Raw genomic sequence first — 783 nt, forward strand, 5'->3', positions numbered from 1 at the left:
GGCTGGCTGTATCAGTTTTACATCTCCGAGAAAAAAGACGATGTGATCGGCAAGGTGGTAAAGAGCGAAGATATTCCCGCCGCTACTCAGCTGTTTACCCCGAACTGGATTGTCCAGTACCTGGTGCAGAACTCGGTGGGCCGCCAGTGGCTGCAAACCTATCCGGACTCCAGCCTCAAAGGCAAAATGCCGTACTACATTGAGCCAGCGGAGCAAACGCCGGAAGTGCAGGCGCAGCTGGCTGCCATCACTCCATCCAGCATTGAACCCGAAAGTATCAAGGTGCTGGACCCGGCCTGCGGCTCCGGGCATATCCTGACTGAAGCCTATAACGTGCTGAAGGCCATTTACGAAGAGCGTGGCTACCGTACACGGGATATCCCGCAGCTGATTCTGGAAAACAATCTCTTTGGGCTGGACATTGATGACCGTGCCGCACAGCTGTCTGGTTTTGCGATGCTGATGCTGGCCCGCCAGGACGATCGCCGCATTTTGAGTCCAGGCCGTGGCGTTCGCTTGAATATTGTTTCCCTGCAGGAAAGTAAGCTGGATATCGCTGAGCTGTGGACCAGACTGAACTACCACCAGCAGGTACAGCGCGGCAGCATGGGAGATATGTTTGCAGAAGGGACGGCACTGACCAATACCGACAGCGCGGAATATAAGCTGCTGATGCGTACTTTGGCATTGTTCACTAGGGCAAAAACGCTGGGATCACTGATTCAGGTACCGCAGGAAGATGAAATGGCGTTAAAAGTGCTTCTGGATGGACTGTATCGCCTG

1 protein-coding gene is annotated in these 783 nt (G+C 54.2%); it reads left to right on the forward strand.

Annotated features, from left to right (window positions below; genetic code table 11):
* Nucleotides 1–783: DNA methyltransferase (locus tag PGR23_RS24385; protein ID WP_430915673.1), on the forward strand; the 783-nt coding region annotated here is incomplete at both ends.

The sequence above is a fragment of the Klebsiella sp. 141162 genome (assembly GCF_050600755.1).
Classification (GTDB): Bacteria; Pseudomonadota; Gammaproteobacteria; order Enterobacterales; family Enterobacteriaceae; genus Klebsiella; species Klebsiella aerogenes.